This is a genomic window from Paracidovorax oryzae ATCC 19882 (assembly GCF_000687165.1).
In the GTDB taxonomy this organism is placed as follows: Bacteria; Pseudomonadota; Gammaproteobacteria; order Burkholderiales; family Burkholderiaceae_C; genus Paracidovorax; species Paracidovorax oryzae.
Map to the genome: position 1 here is coordinate 107,989 of NZ_JMKU01000006.1, position 21,439 is coordinate 129,427.

Annotated in this window: 20 protein-coding genes; 15 read left to right on the forward strand and 5 right to left on the reverse strand. The window is 67.4% G+C overall.

Annotation, left to right across the window (positions count from 1 at the left end):
- The first annotated feature begins 83 nt into the window (after positions 1-83).
- Together greA and T336_RS0105505 are read left to right on the forward strand one after the other, a co-directional pair.
- A complete protein-coding gene (greA, locus tag T336_RS0105500) occupies positions 84-560 on the forward strand; it encodes a transcription elongation factor GreA (protein ID WP_013595003.1) in 477 nt (158 codons plus the stop codon).
- A gap of 32 nt (positions 561-592) precedes the next feature.
- On the forward strand, positions 593-1,003 hold the full coding sequence (locus tag T336_RS0105505) for a DUF4149 domain-containing protein (protein WP_026431779.1): 411 nt from the start codon (positions 593-595) through the stop codon (positions 1,001-1,003).
- A gap of 92 nt (positions 1,004-1,095) precedes the next feature.
- On the opposite strand, the gene T336_RS0105510 is transcribed toward T336_RS0105505, so the two are convergent.
- Both T336_RS0105510 and T336_RS0105515 read right to left on the reverse strand, forming a co-directional pair.
- Positions 1,096-1,863, reverse strand: a complete 768-nt coding sequence (locus T336_RS0105510) for a hypothetical protein (RefSeq protein WP_026431780.1) — start codon at positions 1,861-1,863, stop codon at positions 1,096-1,098.
- Between the two features lie 18 nt (positions 1,864-1,881).
- Positions 1,882-2,358 (reverse strand): YhbY family RNA-binding protein, encoded by a 477-nt coding sequence (locus T336_RS0105515; RefSeq protein WP_026431781.1) that lies wholly within the window; start codon positions 2,356-2,358, stop codon positions 1,882-1,884.
- A gap of 21 nt (positions 2,359-2,379) precedes the next feature.
- Here T336_RS0105515 and T336_RS0105520 point away from each other — a divergent pair, with 21 nt between their 5' ends.
- From T336_RS0105520 to glmM, 4 genes are all read left to right on the forward strand, one after another.
- Positions 2,380-3,036 (forward strand): RlmE family RNA methyltransferase, encoded by a 657-nt coding sequence (locus T336_RS0105520; RefSeq protein ID WP_026431782.1) that lies wholly within the window; start codon positions 2,380-2,382, stop codon positions 3,034-3,036.
- A 214-nt stretch (positions 3,037-3,250) separates the two neighbouring features.
- Positions 3,251-5,179 (forward strand): ATP-dependent zinc metalloprotease FtsH, encoded by a 1,929-nt coding sequence (gene ftsH, locus T336_RS0105525; RefSeq protein WP_019701534.1) that lies wholly within the window; start codon positions 3,251-3,253, stop codon positions 5,177-5,179.
- Positions 5,180-5,295: 116 nt separating this feature from the next.
- On the forward strand, positions 5,296-6,162 hold the full coding sequence (folP, locus tag T336_RS0105530; protein WP_026431783.1) for a dihydropteroate synthase: 867 nt from the start codon (positions 5,296-5,298) through the stop codon (positions 6,160-6,162).
- A gap of 58 nt (positions 6,163-6,220) precedes the next feature.
- Entirely contained in the window at positions 6,221-7,555 is a 1,335-nt protein-coding gene (gene glmM / locus T336_RS0105535) for a phosphoglucosamine mutase (RefSeq protein WP_026431784.1), read from the forward strand.
- Positions 7,556-7,618: 63 nt separating this feature from the next.
- Here glmM and T336_RS0105540 read toward each other — a convergent pair whose 3' ends face one another.
- Positions 7,619-9,856, reverse strand: a complete 2,238-nt coding sequence (locus T336_RS0105540; RefSeq protein ID WP_026431785.1) for a bifunctional diguanylate cyclase/phosphodiesterase — start codon at positions 9,854-9,856, stop codon at positions 7,619-7,621.
- 269 nt (positions 9,857-10,125) lie between these two features.
- Here T336_RS0105540 and T336_RS0105545 point away from each other — a divergent pair, with 269 nt between their 5' ends.
- The 3 genes from T336_RS0105545 (at position 10,126) to T336_RS0105555 (ending at position 13,703) form a co-directional block, all read left to right on the forward strand.
- The gene (locus tag T336_RS0105545; RefSeq protein WP_019701530.1) at positions 10,126-10,965 is read left to right on the forward strand and encodes a GNAT family N-acetyltransferase; all 840 of its coding nucleotides are present in this window, start codon (positions 10,126-10,128) and stop codon (positions 10,963-10,965) included.
- Between the two features lie 123 nt (positions 10,966-11,088).
- Positions 11,089-13,242, forward strand: coding sequence for a polyphosphate kinase 1 (ppk1, locus tag T336_RS0105550; RefSeq protein WP_019701529.1), 2,154 nt, complete (start codon positions 11,089-11,091; stop codon positions 13,240-13,242).
- Positions 13,239-13,703 carry a SixA phosphatase family protein gene (locus T336_RS0105555; protein WP_019701528.1) on the forward strand — a complete coding sequence of 155 codons (465 nt, stop codon included), beginning with the start codon at positions 13,239-13,241 and terminating at the stop codon, positions 13,701-13,703. Before ppk1 ends, T336_RS0105555 begins: the two co-directional genes overlap by 4 nt.
- 4 nt (positions 13,704-13,707) lie before the next feature.
- Here T336_RS0105555 and T336_RS0105560 read toward each other — a convergent pair whose 3' ends face one another.
- Positions 13,708-14,214 (reverse strand): hypothetical protein, encoded by a 507-nt coding sequence (locus T336_RS0105560; protein WP_026431786.1) that lies wholly within the window; start codon positions 14,212-14,214, stop codon positions 13,708-13,710.
- Positions 14,215-14,302: 88 nt separating this feature from the next.
- Positions 14,303-15,781: a Ppx/GppA phosphatase family protein gene (locus T336_RS0105565; RefSeq protein ID WP_026431787.1), complete on the reverse strand. Its 1,479-nt coding sequence runs from the start codon at positions 15,779-15,781 to the stop codon at positions 14,303-14,305.
- Between the two features lie 345 nt (positions 15,782-16,126).
- Between T336_RS0105565 and pstS the strand changes: the two genes are divergently transcribed.
- From pstS to phoB, 6 genes are all read left to right on the forward strand, one after another.
- Complete coding sequence (pstS, locus tag T336_RS0105570) at positions 16,127-17,167, forward strand: phosphate ABC transporter substrate-binding protein PstS (RefSeq protein WP_019701525.1); 1,041 nt, start codon at positions 16,127-16,129, stop codon at positions 17,165-17,167.
- Between the two features lie 73 nt (positions 17,168-17,240).
- The gene (gene pstC / locus T336_RS0105575; protein WP_019701524.1) at positions 17,241-18,254 is read left to right on the forward strand and encodes a phosphate ABC transporter permease PstC; all 1,014 of its coding nucleotides are present in this window, start codon (positions 17,241-17,243) and stop codon (positions 18,252-18,254) included.
- Positions 18,251-19,135, forward strand: a complete 885-nt coding sequence (gene pstA / locus T336_RS0105580; RefSeq protein ID WP_035225342.1) for a phosphate ABC transporter permease PstA — start codon at positions 18,251-18,253, stop codon at positions 19,133-19,135. Before pstC ends, pstA begins: the two co-directional genes overlap by 4 nt.
- 36 nt (positions 19,136-19,171) lie before the next feature.
- Positions 19,172-19,954 (forward strand): phosphate ABC transporter ATP-binding protein PstB, encoded by a 783-nt coding sequence (gene pstB, locus T336_RS0105585; protein ID WP_013594986.1) that lies wholly within the window; start codon positions 19,172-19,174, stop codon positions 19,952-19,954.
- Between the two features lie 19 nt (positions 19,955-19,973).
- Positions 19,974-20,675, forward strand: coding sequence for a phosphate signaling complex protein PhoU (phoU, locus tag T336_RS0105590; protein WP_013594985.1), 702 nt, complete (start codon positions 19,974-19,976; stop codon positions 20,673-20,675).
- Between the two features lie 15 nt (positions 20,676-20,690).
- The gene (gene phoB, locus T336_RS0105595) at positions 20,691-21,398 is read left to right on the forward strand and encodes a phosphate regulon transcriptional regulator PhoB (RefSeq protein WP_013594984.1); all 708 of its coding nucleotides are present in this window, start codon (positions 20,691-20,693) and stop codon (positions 21,396-21,398) included.
- The last annotated feature ends 41 nt before the right edge of the window (positions 21,399-21,439 follow it).

Here is a 21,439-nt window from a genome sequence, read left to right on the forward strand (position 1 = left end):
GGCGCAGCCAAACCCTTTCGCGGTCTGCTGCGCCGGTAGGCCGCGCGCGTGCGCGGCATGAGTTGAACGTGGAGACTGATTCAATGGCCACCATTCCCATCACCAAGCGCGGCGCCGAAAAGCTCAAGGAAGAGCTGCACCGCCTGAAGACCGTCGAGCGGCCCGCCGTCATCAACGCCATCGCGGAAGCCCGCGCGCAGGGCGACCTGAGCGAAAACGCCGAGTACGAGGCCGCCAAGGACCGCCAGGGCTTCATCGAGGGCCGCATCCAGGAGGTGGAAGGCAAGCTGTCCGCTGCGCAGGTAATCGATCCCGCGCAACTGGACGCGGGCGGCAAGGTGGTGTTCGGCGCCACGGTGGATCTCGAGGACGAGGAGTCCGGAGACCCGGTGACCTACCAGATCGTGGGCGAGGACGAGGCCGACCTCAAGCAGGGACTGATCAACGTGTCCAGCCCGATCGCGCGCGCGCTCATCGGCAAGGAAGAGGGCGATACGGCAGAAGTGCAGGCGCCCGGTGGCCTGCGCCGCTACGAGGTCGTGGCCGTCCGCTACCAGTAAGCACCACCACCTCCCGCGCCGCCGAGCTCACCATGCGCCACCGCCTGCACGTCCTGCTGGCCGCCCTGTGGTGGGGCAGCCTTTCCACGATCGGCTTCCTCGCCGTGCCCATGCTGTTCGCGCACCTGCCGACGCCGGTGATGGCAGGCAACATGGCGGCCCGGCTGTTCGAGGCGCAGACCTTCGTTTCCGCTGCCTGCGGCATGGGCCTGCTCTTGGCCTCGCAGGGCAGGGGCGATGCGCCGCGGGAAGATTGGGCGAAGGAGGCGATGCCCTGGATCATCGGCGGCCTGCTGCTGGCCTTGCTCGTGCAGTACGGCGTGGCGCCGCGCATCGTGGCGCGCACCCAGCTCAAGCTGTGGCACAGCGTGGGAACGGTGATGTATGCCCTGCAGTGGCTGTGCGCATTGCGGGTGCTGTGGCGCGCTTGCGCGCCGCGATAGAGCGAAGAACGGCCAGGGCCGCCACCGCAGCCGGCGTTTGCAGGGTCTCGCGCAAAGGGCAGGGCGGCCGGCGGACGCACCCTGCCGTGGCGTCATTCCCGCCAGTGCTCCGCCACCCAGGGCGTGGGCTCGATATGGCGGAACCGGCGGTTGCGCCGGCCTGCGAGGGCATCCGGCGGATTGCATTCCCCGTGGAAGATCACCACGCGCGCGCCCGGTGGAATCGCCGGCGGCCGCCAGTAGTTGGCGGGCCAGCGCGGAATGCTGTGGTACTTGAAGCTCGGGCACCAGGCCGCCGGCCAGTAGCTGAGCTTGCCCTGGCGGTGCAGGAAGTCCGACAGGTAGGCCTGTTCATTGCGGAACTGCGCGCGGATCGCCTCGAAGTTATCGCGAAAGTACTCCAGCACGCCCGGGTGCGCGCCGATCTCGAACCGGTAGACGGACGAATTGCCGGTGATCCGCCAGGGTCGCTTGTAGTCGTGGATGATGACGAATTCGCCCGGCTGGGTGAAGAAATCGTCCAGCGGGCCGACCACCACCACGTCCACGTCGAGGAACAGCGCCGTTCCGCGCAACCCGTACAGATCCGGGTGGAAGGTGGCCAGCTTGGTCCAGCCGCGCTCCGGGATGCCCGCGGGCAGCTCGAGCGGAGGAATGGGAAAGCACTCCACCTCCTGCCGGATGCCCTGGGAATCGTCCGTCAGGCAGATGAAGCGGAACGGGCCCGTGAGATGCCGGCGCACCATGGCGTACAGCCGGTTCACATAGTCCGGTCCGTACTTCGTGCCCCATTTCATGCAGAGGATGTGGCGCTGGGACGAGTTCGCCTGCGCCTGCGTGGCGCCGATGTCCGTGCCCATCGCGTCAGTTCCCCTGCATCAATCCGCCTGCCGCTTCTTCACGGAGGTCTGCTTCGGCTTCTTGGCGCGCTTGATCTGGCCGCCGGGCGTCAGGCGCTGGTTGCCGAGCACGCGCAGCTGCTTCACTTCCGGCCGCTGGCCGCCACGCTTGCTGAATTTGAGGACCTTCACGTCCCGCGGGCCGGGCATGCGGTCCTCATCGACCGTCTTCGCCTTCTGCGCTGGAGGGCGCCAGAGCACGATGAGCTTGCCGATGTGCTGGATCGGCGCTGCATTCAATTCATCGGCCAGTTTCTGGTAGATCTGGTCGCGCGCGGCGCGGTCGTCGCCGAGAATGCGCACCTTGATGAGGCCGTGGGCCGACAGCGCGGCATCGACCTCTTTCTGGACCGCTGCGGTGAGGCCGTCGCCGCCGATCATCACCACGGGGTCCAGGTGGTGGGCGTTGGCGCGGTGTTCCCGGCGCTCCGCGGGGGTCAATTGGATTTGGGGCATGGGCCGTATTATCGAGGCAGGATGAAAGCCAACACAAAAAGCAAGAAGGTGAACAAGGCGTGGCTCCACGACCATGTCAACGACACCTACGTCAAGCTCGCCCAGAAAGAGGGCTACCGCGCACGCGCCGCCTACAAGCTCAAGGAGATCGACGAAACCCTCGGCCTCATTCGCCCCGGGCAGGTGGTGGTCGATCTCGGCTCCGCGCCCGGCGCCTGGAGCCAGTACCTGCGCCGGCGCATGGCGCCTGCCGGCGCCGCCACCGGCCAGCTCAACGGCACGCTGATCGCCCTCGACATCCTGCCCATGGAGCCGATCGAGGGCGTCACCTTCCTGCAGGGCGACTTCCGCGAGGAAGACGTGCTCGCGCGGCTGCAGGAGACGGTGCAGGGCCGGCCGGTGGACGTGGTGGTGTCGGACATGGCGCCCAACCTGTCGGGGGTGGAGTCCGTCGATGCCGTGCGCATCGCCCACCTGATCGAGCTGGCGGTGGATTTCGCGCAGCAGCACCTCAAGCCGGACGGTGCGCTGGTGGTGAAACTCTTCCATGGCAGCGGCTATGCCCAGCTGGTGCAGCTTTTCAAGGAAAACTTCCGCACCGTGAAACCGATGAAGCCCAAGGCATCCCGCGACAAGTCGTCCGAAACCTTTCTCGTCGGAATGGGTTTGCGCAAATAACCCGGCGGGAATTTTTCCCGACTCCGTGCAGGCGGCCATGCCGCGGGAGGGTCATCCGGATGCCGGAGCTATGGTGACCATAGCCGCGGTTGGGGTAAAGGCAAGGGGGCGCCCGCCTTGAAAGGCCTAAAATGCGCCCTAAATGCGCTGGAACATGCCCCCGGTGAGCGTCTGATCCGGCCATTGTTCTCCCCCTCGATTCTGGAGCCCCGCTTTGAACAATCAATGGTTTTCGAAAATTGCCGTGTGGCTCGTGATCGCCATGGTGCTTTTCACGGTGTTCAAGCAATTCGACACCCGTGCGGGCGCCAGTGCCGGCAACATCGGGTATTCGGAATTCCTCGATGAAGTGCGTGGCGGCCGCATCAAGAACGCCACCATCCAGGAAGGGCAGGGCGGCACCGAGATCGTCGCCACCACCAATGACGACCGCAAGGTCCGCACCACGGCCACCTATCTCGACCGTGGCCTGGTCGGGGACCTCATCAACAACAACGTCAAGTTCGACGTCAAGCCCCGCGAGGAAGGTTCCCTGCTCATGACCCTCCTGGTCAGCTGGGGCCCCATGCTGCTGCTGATCGGCGTGTGGGTGTACTTCATGCGACAGATGCAGGGCGGCGGCAAGGGCGGTGCCTTCAGCTTCGGCAAGAGCAAGGCGCGCATGCTCGACGAGAACAACAACACCGTCACCTTCGCCGACGTGGCCGGCTGCGACGAGGCCAAGGAAGAGGTCAAGGAAGTCGTCGATTTCCTGAAGGATCCGCAGAAGTTCCAGAAGCTGGGCGGCCGGATCCCGCGCGGCCTGCTGCTGGTCGGCCCTCCCGGCACCGGCAAGACGCTGCTGGCCAAGTCCATCGCCGGCGAGGCCAAGGTGCCGTTCTTCAGCATCTCCGGCTCCGACTTCGTCGAGATGTTCGTCGGCGTGGGCGCGGCCCGCGTGCGCGACATGTTCGAGAACGCCAAGAAGAACGCCCCCTGCATTATCTTCATCGATGAAATCGACGCCGTGGGCCGCCAGCGTGGTGCCGGCCTGGGTGGCGGCAACGACGAGCGCGAGCAGACCCTCAACCAGATGCTGGTCGAGATGGACGGCTTCGAGACCAACCTGGGCGTCATCGTGGTCGCCGCGACGAACCGCCCGGACATCCTGGACGCCGCTCTGCTGCGTCCCGGCCGCTTCGACCGCCAGGTGTACGTCACGCTGCCGGACATCCGCGGCCGCGAGCAGATCCTGAACGTCCACATGCGCAAGGTGCCCGTGGGCCAGGACGTGAACGCCGGCGTGATCGCCCGCGGCACGCCGGGCATGTCCGGCGCCGACCTCGCCAACCTCTGCAACGAAGCCGCGCTGATGGCAGCCCGCCGCAATGCGCGCACGGTGGAGATGCAGGACTTCGAGAAGGCCAAGGACAAGATCATCATGGGCCCCGAGCGCAAGAGCATGGTCATGCCCGAGGAGGAGCGCCGCAATACGGCCTACCACGAGGCCGGCCACGCCCTCATCGGCAAGCTGCTGCCCAAGTGCGACCCGGTCCACAAGGTCACCATCATCCCGCGCGGCCGCGCGCTGGGCGTGACGATGAGCCTGCCCGAGAAGGACCGCTACAGCTACGACCGCGAGTACATGCTCAACCAGATCAGCATGCTGTTCGGCGGGCGGATCGCGGAAGAGGTCTTCATGAACCAGATGACGACCGGCGCCAGCAACGATTTCGAGCGCGCGACCTCGATCGCCCGCGACATGGTGACGCGCTATGGCATGACCGAGGCGCTGGGCCCCATGGTCTATGCCGAGAACGAGGGCGAAGTCTTCCTCGGCCGTTCCGTCACCAAGACGAACAACATGAGCGAGCAGACGATGGAGAAGGTGGACGGCGAAGTCCGCCGCATCATCGACGAGCAGTACACCCTGGCGCGCAAGCTCATCGAGGACAACCAGGACAAGATGCACGCCATGGCGAACGCGCTGCTGGAATGGGAAACCATCGACACCGAGCAGCTGGACGACATCATGGCGGGCAAGCCGCCCCGTCCTCCCAAGGACTGGACGCCCCGCACGCCTTCGTCCGGCGGCGGTGACAACTCCTCCGGCGGCGGAACGCCCGCGCCGGTGTCCAGCGATCCTTCGCCCACCGTGGCATAAGGCGCTACAGCACTGCCGCGGGGCAGTGCACGGAAACGGGGCCTCGGCCCCGTTTTTGCGTTTGCAGCCTCGCTTTTTGCTTTCACGAACTCCGTCACGTCGGCGACCTAGCTTCCATGCACTGGCAGACAACCCGTTTCCGCATCGACCTCTCGCGCCCACAGGTCATGGGCATCCTGAATGTGACGCCGGACTCGTTTTCCGACGGCGGGCGACATGCCTCGCTGCGGGATGCCCTGCGCCGCGGCGAGGCCATGCTGCAGGACGGCGCGGACATCCTGGACATCGGGGGGGAATCGACCCGCCCCGGCAGCCCGGCGGTGCCCCTGGAGGAGGAGCTGGCCCGCGTGGTGCCGGTGGTGAAGGAGGCCGTGGCCTGGGGCGTGCCCATCTCGGTGGACACCTACAAGCCTGCCGTGATGCAGGCGGTGCTGGACCTGGGCGCGGACATCGTCAACGACATCTGGGCCCTGCGGCAGCCGGGCGCGGTGGAGGCGGTGGTGCGCCACGGCGCATGCGGCGTCTGCCTGATGCACATGCACGGAGAGCCGCAGACCATGCAGGTGGCGCCCATGGAGGGCGACGTGGTGGCGCAGGTAAGGTCCTTCCTCGGCCGGCAGGCCGATGCCCTGCACGGCCAGGGTGTGGCCAGGGACCGCCTCGTGCTGGATCCCGGCATCGGGTTCGGCAAGACGGTGGAGCAGAATTTCGCGCTGCTGGCGCAGCAGGCGCAACTGGCCGCGGACGGCCATGCCTGGCTGGCAGGGTGGTCGCGCAAGTCGTCGCTGGGCGCGGTGACTGGCCTGCCGGTGCAGGACCGGCTCGTGCCCAGCGTCGCGGCGGCGCTGTTGTCGGTGGAGCGGGGCGCCCGCATCGTGCGCGTGCACGATGTCGCGGAAACGTCCGTGGCGCTCAGGATCTGGTGCGCGGCCCGGATACCATCGGAAGATACCGGCGCAGGCACTGCGCGAGGCAAGTCGTAGCCCTGGCCGCTTGCGCGAAGCGCCCGGCGGCCCGGGAAAAACCATCAGGAACATGACCATGGCTCGCAAATATTTCGGAACGGACGGCATCCGTGGAACCGTGGGGCAGGCCCCCATCACGCCGGATTTCGTCCTGCGACTGGCGCACGCGGTGGGCCGGGTGCTGCGGCGCACGGAGGAGAGGCCGACGGTGCTGATCGGCAAGGACACGCGCATTTCCGGCTACATGCTCGAGAGCGCGCTGGAATCCGGCTTCAATTCGGCCGGGGTGGACGTAGTGCTGCTGGGGCCGCTGCCCACCCCGGGCGTCGCCTACCTCACGCGCGCTCAGCGGGCCAGCCTGGGCGTGGTGATCAGCGCCAGCCACAACGCCTATCCCGACAACGGCATCAAGTTCTTCAGCGCCCAGGGCACGAAGCTGCCCGACGAATGGGAACTGGCGGTCGAGGCCGCCCTCGACGAGGCCCCGGCCTGGGCGGACTCGGCCTCCCTGGGCAAGGCCCGGCGCCTGGAGGATGCGGCCGGCCGCTACATCGAGTTCTGCAAGAGCACCTTTTCCCAGGATCTCACCCTCAAGGGCACGAAGATCGTGGTGGATGCAGCGCACGGTGCGGCCTACCACATCGCGCCCAAGGTGTTCCACGAACTGGGGGCCGAGGTGCTGGCCATCGGCTGCTCGCCCGATGGGCTCAACATCAACCACCAGGTGGGCGCCACCCATCCCGACGCACTGGTGCGCGCGGTGCGCGCCAACCGTGCCGACTATGGCGTGGCGCTGGACGGCGATGCGGACCGCCTGCAGATGGTGGATGCCGCAGGCCGGCTCTACAACGGCGACGAACTGCTCTACCTGCTGGCGGCGGACCGCCTGTCGCGCGGGGAAAGTGTGCCTGGCGTGGTTGGCACCCTGATGACCAACATGGCCGTGGAACTCGCGCTCCAGGCCGACGGCGTGGAGTTGGTCCGTGCCAAGGTGGGCGACCGCCATGTGCTGGAGGAACTGGCCCGGCGCCGCTGGCTGCTGGGCGGCGAGAGCTCCGGCCACCTGCTGGCGCTGGACCGGCATACGACGGGTGACGGCCTGATCAGCGCGCTGCAGGTGCTGCAGGCCTGCGTGCGCGGCGGCCGCAGCCTGGCGCGCACGCTGGAGCACGTGCGCCTGTTCCCGCAGGTGCTGGTCAACGTCCGGCTGCCTCCCGGCCAGGACTGGAAGGCCAACACCGTGCTGCAGGACGCCCTGAAATCGGTGGAGGCCGAACTGGGAACCCAGGGCCGCGTGCTGGTGCGGGCGAGCGGAACCGAGCCGCTGCTGCGCGTCATGGTCGAGACTTCCGACGCGGACCGCGCCAGCCATTTCGCCCACCAGCTGGCCGACGCGGCCAGGGCAGGCTGAAAAGGCTCCGTCCGGCGCAGTCGGAATGGGGCGGGGCCAGGGCGGTGCCGCCGAGCCTGCGGCTCAGCCTGCAGGCTGGATCTTGCGCTGCCGCAGCAGCGGCGTGATGGCCTCCGCGGTCTGCGGCCGGCTGAAATAGTAGCCCTGGGCCTCGTCGCAGCCCTGCTGCCGCAGGTACTCCAGCTGTTCGGCCGTTTCCACGCCCTCGGCGGTGGTCCGCATGCCCAGGGCCTGGGCCATGCGGATGATGGCGCTCACGATGGCGCGGTCATTGCTGTCCACGCCCAGGTCCCGCACGAAGGACTGGTCGATCTTCAGCTTGTAGATCTGGAAGCGCTTGAGCTGGCTCAGGGACGAGTAGCCGGTGCCGAAGTCGTCCATCGACATGCGCACGCCCCGGGCGTGGAGCTGGTCCATGGTGGCGATGGCAGACCGCGGGTCGTCCACGGCGACACCTTCGGTCAGCTCCAGCTCCAGGCGCTGGGGATGCAGGCGGGTTTCGTCCAGGATGCGGCTGACCAGTTCGGGCAGCAGGGGCTGCCTGAACTGCAGGGCCGACAGGTTGACGGCCATGGACAGCCATTCCAGGCCCATGGCGTGCCATGCCTGCAACTGGGCCAGGGCCGTGCGCATCACCCATTCGCCGATCTGCAGGATCTGGCCGCTGTCCTCGGCGATCGGGATGAACTCGGCCGGGGACACGGGCCCGAGTTCGGGGTGGTCCCAGCGCAGCAGCGCCTCGACGCTGCGGATCTCGCCGCTGGCGATCGTGATCTGGGGCTGGTAGTGCAGGCGGAGCTGGTCGCGCTCCAGGGCCCGGCGCAGCGCGTTTTCCAGCAGCAGGGCGCGCACGGACTGCGCCTGCATCTCCGGCGTGAAGAAGCGGTAGGTGTTGCGGCCGTCGAGCTTGGCGCGGTACATGGCCACGTCCGCGGATTGCGTCAGCGTGTCGAAGTCGCTGCCGTCGTCGGGGAAGAGGGCGATGCCCATCGAGGGCGCCATGGTGAGTTCGTGGTGGCCGATCTGGTAGGGCTGGCGCGAGGCCTCCTGCAGCTTGGTGGCCACGCGCGCCGCGCCATGGGCGTTGGCGCCTGGCAGCAGCAGGATGAATTCGTCGCCGCCCAGGCGGGAGACCGTGTCGCGGTCACGCACCACGGCGCGCAGGCGCTTGGCGATTTCCACCAGCAGCGCGTCGCCGACGCGGTGGCCCAGCGAATCGTTCACGTGCTTGAAGTGGTCCAGGTCCAGGAAGACGACCGCCAGCGGCGTGCCGTTCTCCTGCGCGACCCGGATCGCATGCTGGGCGCGCTCGGCCAGCAGAGTGCGGTTGGGCAGGCCCGTGAGCGGGTCGTAGTGCGCCAGCCAGTAGATGCGCTCCTGGTCGTGCTTGCGGTCGTTGATCTCCCGGTGCAGGCTTTCGACGGTTTCGCTGAGCTGGCGCGTGCGCTCCTGCACCTGGTGCTCCAGTTCGGCATGCATGCGCGCGAGTTCCGCCTGCGTCTTGCGCTGCGCGGTCACGTCCATGGCGATGCAGATGCAGCCCTGCTCGGGCAGGAGCGGATCCAGCGGCTGGCTGCGCACCTCGCAGGTGACCGTGCTGCCATCCTTGGCGAGCAGCTCCATCTCCCCGGTGAAGCCTGCAATCGCGCGGTTCGGCTCGCCGTGGCCGTGGCGTTCCATGGCCTCCCAGTCGGCATCGCTGAAATGCTGCTGGCGGGCCGAGCCCTCGGACAACTCGCCCGGCATATAGCCCAGCATCTGCTCGAAATGCCGGTTGCAGCGGGTGAGGCGGTTGTTGCGAACGAACGCGATGCCCACCATCGCATGGTCGAACAGTGCCTGCTTCTCCCGGATGGCCGCGTGCAGGCGGATCTGCGCGTGGCGCTGCTCGTCGATGTCATCGACGATCCAGATCGATCCTTCGGACGTGTCCAGCGGGTTGATGAGGCGGCCCGTGAGGCTGGCCCAGAACAGGCGGCCGTTCTTGCGCCGCATCTGGCATTCGCAGCGGTACGGCAGCCCGAGGGACAGGGTGGGATAGGCCGCCCGGCCGAGGGCGCGGAAGGCCGCGGAACTGGGGTAGAGGCTCTGGCTGCTCAGCCCGATCGCCTCGCGGGTGGAGGCGTAGCCGAATATTTCCGCGTAGCGGGGGTTGCAGCGCACCACCTGCCGCTGCCGTATGAACACGATGCCTACGCCGGCACTGTCCAGTAGCGTCTGCTGCTCGCGCAGGAGTCGTTCCACGGCAGGGCCGTCAGATGTTCCCAGGACAGGCAGGGACCGGACTTTGGTGAAGGGCATGACGAGGGGACGCCGGCCTCGGGCGGCAGGCAGAGGCTACAAAGTGTAGCAGCGGGCCACTGCCGGGCGGGCAGGGCAATCCAGTAGAGCAAGGGGTTGTGCCGTGCGCGGGATCACCTGGGCACGTGGGGCGGGGCCGGCAGCGATGGGCGTTTGTCATGAACGCGCCATCGCCGCGACACCGACATGTCATGCGCCGCTGCGACATTGTCCAGCGCGGCCTTGCCGGGCAGGGCTGCGATGGTTCAACGGTTCACCGGGAGTAATTCGTGAGCGACCTTCCTGTCCCCACCCTGTCTCTGTCCCCAGACATGCCTTTCCGGAGGTCGCTTCATCGACCGGGTCCTGGGGAGGTTCCAGCGCCACGGCAAGGCAAAGGCGCAGTGGCGCCCATCGAGGCTTCCTGGGCGCGCGACGCTGCCGAAGTCCGGGAAGCCCAGCGCCTGAGATACCTCGTGTTCGCCGGGGAGATGGGCGCGCGCCTGAGCACGTCCGTTCCCGGCCATGACGTGGATGCATTCGACGCCTACTGCGAGCACCTGCTGGTGCGCGACGTGGAGACGCGGGCCGTGATCGGCACCTACCGCGTGCTCACGCCCGCCCAGGCGCAGCGTGCTGGCGGCCTGTACAGCGACACCGAGTTCGACCTGTCGCGCCTCGCCCACCTGCGCGGGCGCATGGTGGAACTGGGCCGCAGCTGCGTGCACCCCGACTACCGCCATGGCGGCGTCATCATGACCCTGTGGGGCGCGCTGGCGGACTTCATGGTGCGCAACCGGCTGGACATGATGATCGGCTGCGCGAGCATCCCCATGCTGCACAACGGCGTGCTCAGCGGCAACGCCGCGGCCAGCATCTGGAACCAGCTCAAGGCCGGCTACATGGCGCCCCCCGAATACGAGGTGCAGCCCCGCCTGCCGCTTCCGGTGGACCAGCTCGACGGATCTCTGCCGGTGGAGCCACCGGCGCTGATCAAGGGCTACCTGCGCCTGGGCACCCGGGTGCTCGGCGCGCCCGCCTGGGATCCGGATTTCAACACCGCCGACCTGCCGATGCTGATGCGCATCGAGGACCTGCCTCCCCGCTATCGCAAGCACTTCCTCGGCTGACCGCTGTCCCGGCGCTGGATGATCGTTGCAAATCTGTTCGTGACAGCGTTGATGACATGTCATGAAAATGTCATGGTCGAGACTAATACTAAAACTGATTCCGGTACTGACAATTTGTCTTCCATGCACTCTTCGACCACGCTCCCTCCAGAACCGGCATCCTTCGCAGGCGCGCAGGACCTCCTGGCGGCTCCCGAGCCCCTGCCCGATGCGTCCGGCATCGCGTTCCTCAATCGCGACCACAGCATCCTGGCATTCAACGAGCGGGTATTCGACTGGGCGACGCGCATCGACGTGCCCCTGATGGAGCGGCTGCGCTACCTGTGCATCGTGTCGTCCAACCTCGACGAGTTCTTCGAGGTGCGCGCCGCGCCGCACATCACGGCGGCGCAGAGCGGGGAGACCAAGGGACCCTACACGGTGGCGTCCTTCGAGGCGCTGTCCACCAAGGCGCACGACCTCGTGGCCCGCCAGTACGCGCTCTACAACGAGTCGCTGATGCCGGCCTTCGCGGAGCAGGGCATCCATATCGTCTCCCATGGCGAGCGCTCGCCCGAGCAGCGCCGCTGGGTGCGCGACTATTTCGAGCGCGAGGTGCGCCCGCTGCTGGTGCCGGTGGGGCTGGATCCGGCCCACCCCTTCCCGCAGGTGGCGAACAAGTCGCTGAACTTCATCGTGCGGCTCAAGGGCAATGACGCTTTCGGGCGCGAGAACGAGATCGCCATCGTCAAGGTGCCGCGCGTGCTGCCGCGGCTGGTGCGGCTGCCCGTGAAGGTGGCGCCGCAGGGGGCGCAGTGCGTCAGTCTGTCCAGCATTGTGCGGGCACATCTGAGCGAACTGTTCCCCGGGCGCGAGGTGACGGAATTCTCCCAGTTCCGCGTGACGCGCCATTCCGACCTCGCCGTGGACGAGGACGACGTGCGCAACCTGCGCACCGCGTTGCGCCAGGGCCTGCAGCACCGCCATTACGGCCAGGCGGTGCGCCTGGAGGTGTCGGCCAGCTGCTCGCGTTTTCTCTCCGATTTCCTGCAGTCGCAGTTCGCACTGCCCGATGCGGCGCTGTTCCGCGTGCATGGTCCCGTGAACCTGGTGCGGCTCACGCAGCTGGTGGACCTGGTCAACGAGCCCGCGCTGCTGTTTCCGCCCTGGCGCGCGGCCTGGCCCCGGCAGGTGCAGGCGGGTGCGCCGCTCATGGAGCAGATCCGGCGCCGCGACATCCTGGTGCACCAGCCGTTCGAGAGTTTCGACTCGGTGCTGCAGTTCCTGCGCGAGGCCGTGAACGATCCGCAGGTGCTGGCCATCAAGCAGACGATCTACCGCACGGGCGCGGATTCCGAGATGATGGAGCTGCTGCGCGAAGCCGTGCGCCGCGGCAAGGAAGTGATGGCCGTCGTCGAGTTGAAAGCCCGCTTCGACGAAGAGGCGAACATCAACTGGGCGGAGGCGCTGGAGTCCATCGGCGCGCAGGTGGTCTACGGGGTGGTGGGCCTCAAGACGCACGGCAAGATGCTGCTGGTGACCCGCCGCGAGGGCAAGCAGCTGCGCCGCTACGGGCATCTCTCCACGGGCAACTACAACCCCCGCACGGCACGGCTCTACACCGACCTGAGCTATTTCACGGCCGATGCGGACACGACGGCCGACATGGATGCCGTGTTCAACCACCTGGCCAGCCAGAACAAGCTGCCCCGGCTCAAGCGCCTGGTGATGGCGCCTTTCCACCTGCACCGGCAATTGCAGGAAATGATCGCGGCCGTGGGCGATGCCGCCGCGCGCGGTGAAGACGCGCGCATCGTGGCGAAGATGAATGCCCTGACCGACGAGGCGCTCATGAACGCGCTCGTCGCCGCCGGGCAGAAAGGCGCGCGCATCGACCTGATCGTGCGCGGTGCCTGCATGCTGCCGGCGCAGCGCGAGGGCGTGACCGACAACATCCGCGTCCGCTCCATCATCGGGCGGTTCCTGGAGCACACGCGGGTGTTCTATTTCCGCGCGGGCGGCCAGGAGCAGCTGCTGCTGTCCAGCGCCGACTGGATGAACCGGAACATGCTGCGCCGCGTGGAGCTCGCCTGGCCGGTGGACGATCCCGAACTGCGCCAGCGGATCATCGACGAGTGCCTGGTCGCCTACCTGCACGACGACAAGGATGCCTGGACGCTGCAGGCCGATGGCTCCTATGCGCGGGCACCGCACCCGGTGTCGGGCAACGGTGCCCAGCAGGCACTGATGCTGCGCTACGGCCCGCCCGGCACTGTGCCTTCGGCGGCCAGGGCATGATGGATCTGATCCTGTGGCGGCACGCCGAGGCGGAGGAGCCTCGCGAGGGCGATGAGGACCTGCAGCGGCCATTGACACCCCGGGGCGAGAAGCAGGCCGCGCGCATGGCGGCCTGGCTGGACCGCCAACTGCCGGACGGCCTGCGCGTGCTGGCGAGCCCGGCCGCGCGGACCGAGGCCACGGCCAAGGCGCTGGGGCGCAAATACAAGCTGCGCGCGGAACTGTTGCCCGGAGGCACAGCGGCGGACCTGCTGGAGCTGGTGCAGTGGCCGCACGCGCGCGGAGCGGTGCTGGTCGTGGGGCACCAGCCCATGCTGGGTCAGGCCGCTGCCGAACTGCTCGGCCTGCGTTCGCCGGATTGCACCATCCGCAAGGGCGCGGTGTGGTGGCTGCGCCGGCGCGATCGCGCCGAGGTGGCGGAAACCATCCTCATGGCCGTGCAGGCGCCGGATTTCCTCTAGGGCATCAGGCCTTGCCGGCGGCGCGCGCCTTGGGGGCCTTGGCAGGCTTTGCGGTGGCTGCGGTTTCGGCCGGCTCGGACTTCGGGCGGCCCGTCTTGATGGACGGAATGGCCTGCATGGCCTTGGCCAGCGCGGCATCCGACAGGCTGGCCAGCAGCACGAGGCCCGCACGCAGCAGTTCGCTCTTCTTCGCGGGCGTGCCCTGCAGGGCCAGACGCTGCTTCAGCCCTTCGATCGCGGCGTACTCTTCCTTCGGGATCGTGAAGCTGTCGCGCACCAGCTTGGGCTTCTTCGCCTTGGCCTCGCGCACGGCGGGTGCCTGCTTGGCGGCGGGCTTGCTCTTTGCTGCCGCGGGCACGCTGCTGCGCTTTCCTGCCGCACGGGGGGCCTTGGCGGCCTTGTCGGTCTTGACGGACTTGGCCGGCTTCGCGGCGGATGCCGGTGCGGCTGCCGGCGTGGAGGCCACTTCGGCGGCGGCAGGGACGGGGGCGGAAGAGGTGATGTCGGACATGGCAGGCCATCCAGAGTGAAACGATATAAACAGTTTATACCGTTATGGATGAGCCTGCATGTTTTTGCGGCTTTGCGCCGCCGGGCCATCAGGGCAGATCGGCCACGAATTCCCAGGCGGTTCGCTGCCACGCAGTGCCTTCCTCGCGCAGCAGGTGGGCCGATTGCGGATAGGCCGCGGCCCAGCCGGGGCGGGCGGACGCGATGAAGCGCTGGCCGTCCCGTACCAGGGCCACGCCTTCCAGGTCCGGATCGCGGCGGGCATGGCACAGGGCGACGGCCATGCGCAGGCAGGCCAGCTGGTGGGCCAGCCGCGGGTCGTCGATGTCGGCCTCGAGCTTGCGCACCTTGCCCCGGTGGCCCTGCACGAGCCGGGCGAGGTGGCGCAGCTCCGGCACGGAAAAGCCCGCCGCGTCGGTGTGGTCCAGGAGGTAGGCACCATGGTGGTGGTGGTCGCCATGGGAGACGATGCAGCCGATTTCGTGCAGCTGCGCGGCCCAGACGAGCTCCCTGTGGCTTTGCTCCGCGCCGCCGGGGCAGGCCTGCTGGTGGAGCAGGGCGGCCGTGCGGGCCACGCGCCCGGCATGCCGCACGTCCACGCGGAACCGCTCCATCAGTCCGATCACCGTGGAGGAGCGCAGGTCGTCGGCATGCTGCTCGCGGTCCAGCAGGTCGTACAGGGCGCCCTGTCGCAATGCACCCTGGGCCACCTGCATCTCGCGGATGTCCAGCAGGTCGAACACGGCGCGCAGCACGCTCAGGCCGCCGCCGATCACCGGCCGGCGGTCTTCCTTCAAGCCTTCCAGCCGCACCTTGTCCACCGTGCGGGCGCGCAGCAGCTGCTCCTGCAGCCAGTCCAGCCCGGCGCGCGTGATCAGGCCGGGCGGGCCGCCCAGAACGGCCAGGATGTCACCGATCGCGCCGGCGGTGCCGGAGGAGCCGTAGGCCACGTCCCAGGCCTGGGGCCGGTAGGTGTTGAGCGCCTCGTCCAGCACGGCCTTGGCCGCGATCTCCGCGGTGCGGAAGGATTCCGCGGTGAAGGCACCGTCAGGGAAGTAGCGGGTGGACCAGGCCACGCTGCCGACGCGGAACGACGCCACGGTATCGGCCGAGAAGCCATGGCCCAGGATCAGCTCGGTGGAGCGGCCGCCGATGTCCACCACGAGCCGGCGCTCGTCCGACTGCGGCAGCAGATGGGCCACGCCCTGGTAGATCAGGCGGGCCTCCTCGGGGCCGGAGATCACGTCGATCGGGTGGCCCAGCAGGGCGCTGCCGCGCTGCAGGAAGGCGTCGCGGTTGCGCGCCTCGCGCAGCGTCTGGGTGGCGACGGCGCGCACCCTTTCGGCCGGAAAGCCCTTGAGGCGTTCGGCGAACCGCGCAAGGCAGTCCCAGCCGCGCTGCATGGCGTCGGGCGTGAGGTTGCGTTCCTCGTCCAGGCCGTTGCCCTGGCGAACGGTTTCCTTCAGGTATTCGATCCTGCGTATCAGCCCGTGCTCGAAGCGTCCGATTTCGAGGCGAAAGCTGTTGGATCCGAGATCCACCGCGGCAAGCAATGTTCCGTCGTGCATGTTGTCGCGCCTTGCGCGCTGGTTTTTCTGGCGGCGCAGCATAGCACTCCCTTTTTTCCACGCCCAGGCAAAAGCGGGCGCGCACCCGCGGGCAAGGCTTGCCCGCGCGTGATCGGTGGGTGCTGCATGGGCGGGCGGTCCGGGCGGCCGCCATCGGCATGCAGCCTTGTCGCGGATGTCCAGAGTAAGGCGGAATCATGACATTCGCATGACTTTCGGGGTCGCGAAAGTGGCCGGTTTCCCTGGAGAAGCCATCCATGACAGGCTGGACGGCGCGTCACAGTCCTGTCATAAAGCGCTCCTACAGTCCGCACCACTGATTCTTTTCAACCAAGAGGTTCCCTCATGAAACTGTCTGTGATTCGGATTCTGGTGTCGGGTGTCGTCTCGGCGGGTGCGTTCTCCGCCGCGTGGGCCCAGCAGGAGGCCACGGGCGCCGGCGCCAGTTTCCCCGCTCCGCTGTACTCCAAGTGGGCGGCCGATTACAACAAGGCAACCGGTGTCAAGATCAACTACCAGTCCGTGGGCTCCGGCGCCGGCCTGCGCCAGATCGAGGCCAAGACGGTGGACTTCGGCGCATCCGATGCCCCCCTGAAGGACGAAGACCTGGCCAAGAAGGGCCTGGTGCAGTTCCCCACGGTCATCGGCGGCGTCGTGCCGGTGGTCAACATCAAGGGCATCGCCCCCGGCCAGATCAAGCTGAGCGGCCAGGTCCTCGGCGACATCTACCTGGGCAAGGTGACCAGCTGGTCCGACCCGGCCATCAAGTCCCTCAACCCCGGCGTGAACCTGCCGGACGCGCAGATTGCCCCGGTGCGCCGCGCCGACGGCTCCGGCACCAGCTTCATCTTCACGAACTACCTGTCGAAGGTGAACGAGGAGTGGAAGACCAAGGTGGGCGAAGGCACGGCCGTGAACTGGCCCACGGGCGCGGGCGGCAAGGGCAACGAAGGCGTCGCTGCCTTCGTCGGCCGCCTGCCGAACTCCATCGGCTACGTCGAGTACGCCTACGTCAAGCAGAACAAGCTGACCTACGTGCAACTGCAGAACGCCGACGGCGCCTTCGTCTCGCCCGACGATTCCGCCTTCAAGGCCGCTGCGGCCGGCGCCGACTGGTCCAAGAGCTTCTACCAGATCCTGACGAACCAGAAGGGCAAGGAATCGTGGCCCATCACCGGCGCCACCTTCATCCTGATGCAGAAGGTCCAGGACAAGCCCGCCCAGGCCGCCACGTCGCTGAAGTTCTTCGACTGGGCCTACAAGAACGGCGACAAGACCGCCGCCGATCTCGACTACGTGCCCATGCCCGACAGCGTGAAGGCCGTCGTGCTCAAGTCCTGGGATGAGATCAAGGACGCTTCCGGCAAGGCCATCCCGCTGAAGTAAGTCCCCGGGCCGCCCCTGCCGCGCAGGCGGGGCGGCCGCAAACCTGAAAAGGCCACCCTCCGTGTCCAGCACCATGTCCGCACCTCCCGCGACGCCGCTGCAGCGCAGCGCCAGCGCTCCCCGAACCACTCCACCGTCCCGCGCGCCACTGCTCTCCGGAGCGGTGGCGGACCGCATTTTCGCGTGGCTCGCCCGGGGCGCTGCCATGCTGACCCTGGCGCTGCTGATCGGCATCCTGGTCTCGCTCGTGATCGGCGCGTGGCCGTCCATCCACAAATACGGCGTGAGCTTCCTCGGCCGCAGCGTCTGGGACCCGGTGCAGAACGACTACGGTGGCCTGGTCATGATCTACGGCACGCTGGCCACGTCGATCATCGCGCTGCTCATCGCCGTGCCCGTGAGCTTCGGCATCGCGCTCTTCCTCACCGAACTGTCCCCCGCCTGGCTCAAGCGCCCGCTGGGAACCGCCATCGAACTGCTGGCCGCCGTGCCCTCCATCGTCTATGGCATGTGGGGGCTGATGGTGTTCGGCCCCATACTGGCCACCTGGGTGCAGCAGCCCCTGCAGTCGCTGCTGTCGGGCGTCCCCTACCTGGGAGCCCTCGTGTCCGGCCCGCCCGTGGGCATCGGCATTCTTTCGGCCGGGATCATCCTGGCCATCATGATCATCCCGTTCATCGCCTCGGTGATGCGCGACGTGTTCGAAGTCACCCCCGCGCTGCTCAAGGAATCCGCCTACGGCCTGGGTTCGACGACCTGGGAAGTGGTGTGGAAGGTCGTCCTTCCCTATACCAAGACCGGCGTGCTGGGCGGCGTCATGCTGGGCCTGGGCCGCGCCCTGGGTGAGACCATGGCCGTCACCTTCGTGATCGGCAACATGAACCAGCTCGATTCGCTGTCGGTCTTCCAGGCCGCCAACAGCATCACCTCTGCGCTGGCCAATGAATTCGCGGAAGCCGGCGAGGGCCTGCACCAGGCGTCGCTGATCTACCTGGGCCTGGTGCTGTTCTTCATCACCTTCGTGGTGTTGTCGATGTCCAAGATCCTGCTGTCGCGCCTGCAGAAGAACGAAGGAGCCCGCTCGTGAGCACCTCGCAGCAACTCATTTCCGCGGCCGAGCTGGCCAGCAACCGCCAGGCGCGCTATGCCCGCCGCAAGCGCGTGAACACCATCGCCCTGGCCCTGTCGCTCGCGGCCATGGCGTTCGGCGTGTTCTGGCTGATCTGGATCCTCTGGGAAACCGTCCGCCTGGGCGTGGGCGGGCTCAGCGCCACGCTGTTCACGCAGATGACGCCGCCGCCCAACGAGGTTGGCGGCATCTCCAACGCCATCTTCGGCTCGTTCGTGATGGTGCTGCTGGCCACGTTCGTGGGCACGCCCATCGGCATCATGGCCGGCGTGTACCTCGCCGAATACGACCAGCGCAGCTGGCTCGCGTCGTGCACCCGCTTCGTGAACGACATCCTGCTGTCGGCTCCCAGCATCGTGATCGGCCTGTTCGTGTATGCCGTGGTGGTCGCCCGCTTCAAGAGCTTCTCCGCCTATGCCGGCATCCTGGCCCTGGCGCTCATCGTCATCCCGGTGGTGATCCGCACGACCGAGAACATGCTGATGCTGGTGCCCGCCAGCCTGCGGGAGGCCGCCTATGCCCTGGGCACGCCCAAGTGGAAGGTGATCACCCTGGTCACGCTGCGCGCCGCCCGTGCCGGCGTCATCACCGGCGTGCTGCTCGCCGTGGCCCGCATCGCCGGCGAGACCGCTCCGCTGCTGTTCACCTCGCTCAACAACCAGTTCTGGAATGCCGACCTGTCCAAGCCCATGGCCAGCCTGCCGGTGACCATCTTCAAGTTCGCGATGAGCCCCTACGAGAACTGGCAGGAACTGGCATGGGCCGGCGTGTTCCTGATCACCCTCGCCGTGCTCGGCCTCAACATCCTGGCCCGCGTGCTGACGCGCCAGAAGTCCTGAGACAAACCCATCCGCCACAGATCGGACCCATTCCCCATGTCCACGAAAAACACCGGCGCTGCCGGCACCTCCAAGATCACGGTTCGCGACCTGAACTTCTACTACGGGAAGTTCCACGCCCTGAAGGGCATCAACCTGGACATTCCCGAGAAGAAGGTCACGGCGTTCATCGGCCCGTCGGGCTGCGGCAAGTCCACGCTGCTGCGCACGTTCAACCGCATGTACGAGCTCTATCCCGAGCAGCGCGCGGAAGGGCAGATCCTGCTGGACGGCGAGAACCTGCTGACCAGCAAGCAGGACGTGGCGCTGATCCGCGCCAAGGTCGGCATGGTGTTCCAGAAGCCGACGCCGTTCCCGATGTCGATCTACGACAACATCGCCTTCGGCGTGAAGCTGTTCGAGAGCCTCAACGCCACGGACATGGACGACCGGGTGGAGTGGGCGCTGCGCAAGGCGGCACTCTGGAACGAGGTCAAGGACAAGCTGCACCAGAGCGGCTCGGGCCTGTCCGGCGGGCAGCAGCAGCGCCTGTGCATCGCGCGCGGCATCGCCATCAAGCCCGAAGTGCTGCTGCTCGACGAGCCGTGCTCGGCGCTGGACCCGATCTCCACGGCCAAGGTCGAGGAACTGATTGCCGAGCTGAAGAACGAATACACCGTGGTGATCGTCACGCACAACATGCAGCAGGCCGCCCGCTGCAGCGATTACACGGCCTACATGTACCTGGGTGACCTGATGGAGTTCGGCGAGACCGAGCAGATGTTCTTCAAGCCCCAGCGCAAGGAAACCGAAGACTACATCACCGGCCGTTTCGGCTGAACGGACCAGGAGACTCCGCATGCCCGAAAAACACCTTTCGTCCCAGTTCGACAGCGAACTCAACAGCATCTCCGCCCGCGTGATGGAGCTCGGCGGACTGGTCGAGTCCCAGATCCGCCAGGCCATCTACGCGCTGTCGCAGTTCAGCGTGGAGGCCGCCGACCAGGTAGCCACCACCGAGCACCGCGTGAACGCGATGGAGGTCGAGATCGACCATGAGCTTTCGTCCATCATCGCGCGCCGCCAGCCCACGGCCCGCGACCTGCGCCTGCTGATCGCCTTCTCCAAGGCGACGGCGAACCTCGAGCGCATGGGCGACGAGGCCAACAAGATGGCCCGCATGGTCAAGTCCATCATCGAGAGCGGCTCCGCCCGCTCGCTGCCCACCACCGACCTGCGCGTCGCGGCCGACCTGGCGTCGGGCCTGCTGCGCAAGGCCCTGGATGCCTTTGCCCGCCTCGACACCAAGGCGGCCGTGGCCATCCTGAAGGAAGACGACCTCATCGATCGCGAGTTCGACGGCTTCGTGCGCAAGCTCATCACCTACATGATGGAAGACCCCCGCACGATTTCCGCGAGCCTGGACCTGCTGTTCCTGGCCAAGGCCATCGAGCGCATCGGCGATCACTCCAAAAACGTGGCCGAACTCATCATCTACCTCGTCAAGGGCAAGGACGTGCGCCACACGGCCCTCGAGGAGATCGAGTCGGCCGTGCTCTGAAAGGCCTGTCCCTCCATGAAGAGACTTCCCCGCGTACTCATCGTCGAAGACGAATCCGCCATCGCCGAACTGATTGCCGTCAACCTGCGCCACAACGGATTCCAGCCCATCTGGTCCGAGGACGGCGAGTCCGCCCAGCGCGAGCTGGATGCGGTGCTGCCCGATGTCATCCTGCTGGACTGGATGCTCCCCGGCCAGAGCGGCCTGCAGCTCGCGCGCAAGTGGCGTGCGGATGCGCGCACCAAGCCCATTCCCATCCTCATGCTCACGGCGCGCGGCGACGAGCCCGACAAGGTGGCCGGGCTCGATGCGGGGGCCGACGACTACATCACCAAGCCGTTCTCGACCCAGGAACTGCTGGCACGCATCCGCGCCGTACTCCGGCGCCGGGCGCCCGAGCAGGCCACCGATACGGTGGCCATCTCCGACCTGATCCTCGACGCCGGCACCTACCGCGTGACCTACCAGGGCCAGCAGCTCAAGATCGGCCCGACCGAGTTCAAGCTGCTGCACTACCTCATGAAGCACCCCGAACGTGTCCACAGCCGGGCGCAGCTGCTCGACAAGGTGTGGGGCGATCATGTCTTCATCGAGGAGCGCACGGTGGACGTGCACGTCAAGCGCCTGCGCGAGGCCCTGGGCGTCGCAGGCGCCATGGTGGAGACCGTGCGCGGCGCGGGCTACCGGCTCACGGCCCAGCCTGCCGCCCTGATGAGGGCCTGACCGCCGACCGGGGCCGCCCGCGGGCGGCCTCCCTTTTCGTT

Bases quoted from the DNA above. Each gene is read 5' to 3' on its own strand.
- pstS (WP_019701525.1), top strand. From the start codon at position 16,127: ATGAAACTGTCTGTGATTCGGATTCTGGTGTCGGGTGTCGTCTCGGCG.
- phoB (WP_013594984.1), top strand. From the start codon at position 20,691: ATGAAGAGACTTCCCCGCGTACTCATCGTCGAAGACGAATCCGCCATC.
- phoU (WP_013594985.1), top strand. From the start codon at position 19,974: ATGCCCGAAAAACACCTTTCGTCCCAGTTCGACAGCGAACTCAACAGC.
- T336_RS0105555 (WP_019701528.1), top strand. From the start codon at position 13,239: ATGATGGATCTGATCCTGTGGCGGCACGCCGAGGCGGAGGAGCCTCGC.
- T336_RS0105520 (WP_026431782.1), top strand. From the start codon at position 2,380: ATGAAAGCCAACACAAAAAGCAAGAAGGTGAACAAGGCGTGGCTCCAC.
- ppk1 (WP_019701529.1), top strand. From the start codon at position 11,089: ATGCACTCTTCGACCACGCTCCCTCCAGAACCGGCATCCTTCGCAGGC.
- T336_RS0105515 (WP_026431781.1), bottom strand. From the start codon at position 2,358: ATGCCCCAAATCCAATTGACCCCCGCGGAGCGCCGGGAACACCGCGCC.
- folP (WP_026431783.1), top strand. From the start codon at position 5,296: ATGCACTGGCAGACAACCCGTTTCCGCATCGACCTCTCGCGCCCACAG.
- greA (WP_013595003.1), top strand. From the start codon at position 84: ATGGCCACCATTCCCATCACCAAGCGCGGCGCCGAAAAGCTCAAGGAA.
- T336_RS0105560 (WP_026431786.1), bottom strand. From the start codon at position 14,214: ATGTCCGACATCACCTCTTCCGCCCCCGTCCCTGCCGCCGCCGAAGTG.
- glmM (WP_026431784.1), top strand. From the start codon at position 6,221: ATGGCTCGCAAATATTTCGGAACGGACGGCATCCGTGGAACCGTGGGG.
- T336_RS0105565 (WP_026431787.1), bottom strand. From the start codon at position 15,781: ATGCACGACGGAACATTGCTTGCCGCGGTGGATCTCGGATCCAACAGC.
- T336_RS0105505 (WP_026431779.1), top strand. From the start codon at position 593: ATGCGCCACCGCCTGCACGTCCTGCTGGCCGCCCTGTGGTGGGGCAGC.
- T336_RS0105540 (WP_026431785.1), bottom strand. From the start codon at position 9,856: ATGCCCTTCACCAAAGTCCGGTCCCTGCCTGTCCTGGGAACATCTGAC.
- T336_RS0105510 (WP_026431780.1), bottom strand. From the start codon at position 1,863: ATGGGCACGGACATCGGCGCCACGCAGGCGCAGGCGAACTCGTCCCAG.
- pstB (WP_013594986.1), top strand. From the start codon at position 19,172: ATGTCCACGAAAAACACCGGCGCTGCCGGCACCTCCAAGATCACGGTT.
- pstC (WP_019701524.1), top strand. From the start codon at position 17,241: ATGTCCGCACCTCCCGCGACGCCGCTGCAGCGCAGCGCCAGCGCTCCC.